This window comes from Microbacterium sp. BF1, from assembly GCF_019279095.1.
Lineage (GTDB): Bacteria > Actinomycetota > Actinomycetes > Actinomycetales > Microbacteriaceae > Microbacterium > Microbacterium maritypicum.
This window is the reverse complement of the sequence record NZ_JAGYWT010000409.1, coordinates 1-2,248: the sequence shown is the minus strand read 5'-3', so window position 1 is coordinate 2,248 and position 2,248 is coordinate 1. Positions and strand designations below refer to the sequence as shown.

The 2,248-nt window shown below is 67.2% G+C and carries 3 protein-coding genes and 2 pseudogenes; 4 read left to right on the top strand and 1 reads right to left on the bottom strand.

From position 1 onward, the window contains the following. The 4 genes and pseudogenes from aroB to KZA10_RS18755 all read left to right on the top strand — a co-directional run. Window positions 1-865, top strand: an 865-nt coding sequence (aroB, locus tag KZA10_RS12885) for a 3-dehydroquinate synthase (RefSeq protein WP_218683070.1), incomplete at its 5' end; no start/stop codon positions are given. Then, the gene (gene aroQ, locus KZA10_RS12880) at window positions 862-1,299 is read left to right on the top strand and encodes a type II 3-dehydroquinate dehydratase (protein ID WP_055872490.1); all 438 of its coding nucleotides are present in this window, start codon (window positions 862-864) and stop codon (window positions 1,297-1,299) included. The genes aroB and aroQ, both read left to right, overlap by 4 nt. A gap of 55 nt (window positions 1,300-1,354) precedes the next feature. Next, window positions 1,355-1,915, top strand: coding sequence for an elongation factor P (gene efp / locus KZA10_RS12875; RefSeq protein ID WP_017830556.1), 561 nt, complete (start codon window positions 1,355-1,357; stop codon window positions 1,913-1,915). 3 nt (window positions 1,916-1,918) lie between these two features. Then, window positions 1,919-2,125 (top strand): annotated as a pseudogene (locus KZA10_RS18755) (transcription antitermination factor NusB); the annotation flags it as partial. Here KZA10_RS18755 and KZA10_RS18750 read toward each other — a convergent pair. Next, window positions 2,126-2,248 (bottom strand): annotated as a pseudogene (locus KZA10_RS18750) (phosphoribosyltransferase family protein); the annotation flags it as partial.

Here is a 2,248-nt window from a genome sequence, read left to right as displayed (position 1 = left end):
GGAGCAGGGCAAGCGCATCGAAGTCGCGGCCTTCTGCTGGCAGGTCATGGGTCAGGCTGATTTCACACGCAGCGACGCGGTCATCGGATACGGCGGCGGCTCTGTCACCGACCTCGCCGGTTTCGTGGCGGCCACCTGGCTCCGCGGCGTGCAGCTCATCCAGGTGCCGACCACGGTGCTCGGACTCGTCGACGCCGCCGTCGGAGGCAAGACCGGTGTGAACACGGCGGAGGGCAAGAACCTCGTCGGTGCCTTCTGGGCGCCGCGTGCGGTGATCGGCGACCTCGACGAGCTCGCCAGCCTCAGCCCGAACGAGGCGACGGCGGGCTTCGCCGAGGTCGTGAAGGCCGGGTTCATCTGGGCGCCGGAGATCCTCGACATCATCGAAGCAGACCCTGCTCGCGCTGTGGACCCCACGACCGAGGAGTTCCGTCGCGCCATCGAGCTCGCGATCGACATGAAGGCCAAGGTCGTGTCCGACGACTTCCGCGAGGCCGGCCTTCGCGAGATCCTCAACTACGGCCATACACTCGGCCACGCGATCGAGCACGCCGAGAGGTACCGCTGGCGTCACGGCGCCGCCATCTCGGTCGGGATGCTGTACGCCGCAGAGCTCTCCCGCCTCGCCGGCCGATTGTCCGACGACGCCGCCGAGCGCCACCGCACCGTCCTCGAGTCCTTGGGACTTCCCACCTCGTACCGTGCCGGTGCCTGGCCGCAGCTGCTCGCCACGATGCAGCGCGACAAGAAGAGCCGCGGCGGGATGCTGCGCTTCATCCTGCTCGACGACATCGCCAAGCCCACCGTGCTGCAGGCTCCGGATGAGTCGCTGCTGTTCGCGGCCTACCAGGAGGTCGGGGAGTGAGCCGGCGGATCCTCCTCGTCAACGGGCCGAACCTGAATCTCCTCGGCACCCGCGAGCCCGAGGTGTACGGCACCGCGACGCTCGCCGACGTGGAACGGATCACCGGTACGGCGGCGGCCGAGCTCGGCTTCGAGGTGCGTGCAGTGCAGAGCAATCACGAAGGGGTGCTGATCGACGCGATCCACGCCGCGCGGGACGACTGCGCGGCCATCGTGATCAACCCCGGGGGACTCACCCACACCTCGGTGGTGCTCCGCGACGCGCTCACCGGAGTGTCGCTGCCGTTCGCCGAGGTGCACATCTCCGACGTATACGCACGGGAGCAGTTCCGCCACCACTCGTACCTCGACGACGTCGCCGCCGTGCGCGTCGTCGGGCGCGGTGTCGACGGCTACGCGCACGCCGTGCGACAGCTCGCAGCACTCATCCCGTAGAATCGACTGTCGGTCTCGTCCGACCCCGCAGACACACGAACGGAAGTCGCAGCGCATGGCATCTACCGCAGACATCAAGAACGGCGTCGTCCTCAGCATCGACGGGCAGCTCTGGAGCGTCATCGAGTTCCAGCACGTCAAGCCCGGCAAGGGTGGTGCCTTCGTGCGCACCAAGCTGAAGAACGTCGTCTCGGGCAAGACCGTCGACCGCACCTACAACGCCGGCGCGAAGATCGAGATCGAGAACGTCGACCGCCGCGACTACACGTACCTGTACACCGACGGTGACGGCTACGTCTTCATGGACCAGACCGACTTCGACCAGATCACCGTCGGCGCCGCGACAGTCGGCGACGCGAAGCACTTCCTGCTCGAGAACCAGCAGGTGACGATCGCGATGAACAACGGAAACCCACTGTACATCGACCTTCCCGCGTCCGTGATCCTCGAGGTCACCTACACCGAGCCGGGCCTGCAGGGCGACCGCTCCTCGGCCGGCACCAAGCCCGCCACGCTCGAGACCGGCTACGAGATCCAGGTGCCGCTGTTCCTCGAGACCGGCACCAAGGTCAAGGTCGACACCCGCACGGGTGACTACCTCGGCCGCGAGAAGTAAGGCGTGGGCGCCCGGACGAAGGCGCGCAAGCGCGCTCTCGACATTCTCTTCTCCGCCGATGTGCGCGGTGACGATCTCGCCGTGACGCTCGCCGCCGAGGCCAAGCGCGCCGCGAGCGAGCCCGCGCGTGAGGCCTCCTGGCTCTATGCGCGCGAGATCGTCGACGGCATCATCGATTCCCGTGACGAGATCGACGAGCAGATCATCTCCGCGGGATCCGAAGTTCTCCAGCAGCCAGCTGAGGGTCAGGCCGGAGTCGATGATGTCCTCGACGATCAGGACGTGCTTGCCGTTGAGGTCGGTGTCAAGGTCCTTGCGGATCTGCACCACGCC

Coding starts and splice junctions, on each gene's coding strand:
- efp (WP_017830556.1), top strand. CDS start 1,355: ATGGCATCTACCGCAGACATCAAGAACGGCGTCGTCCTCAGCATCGAC.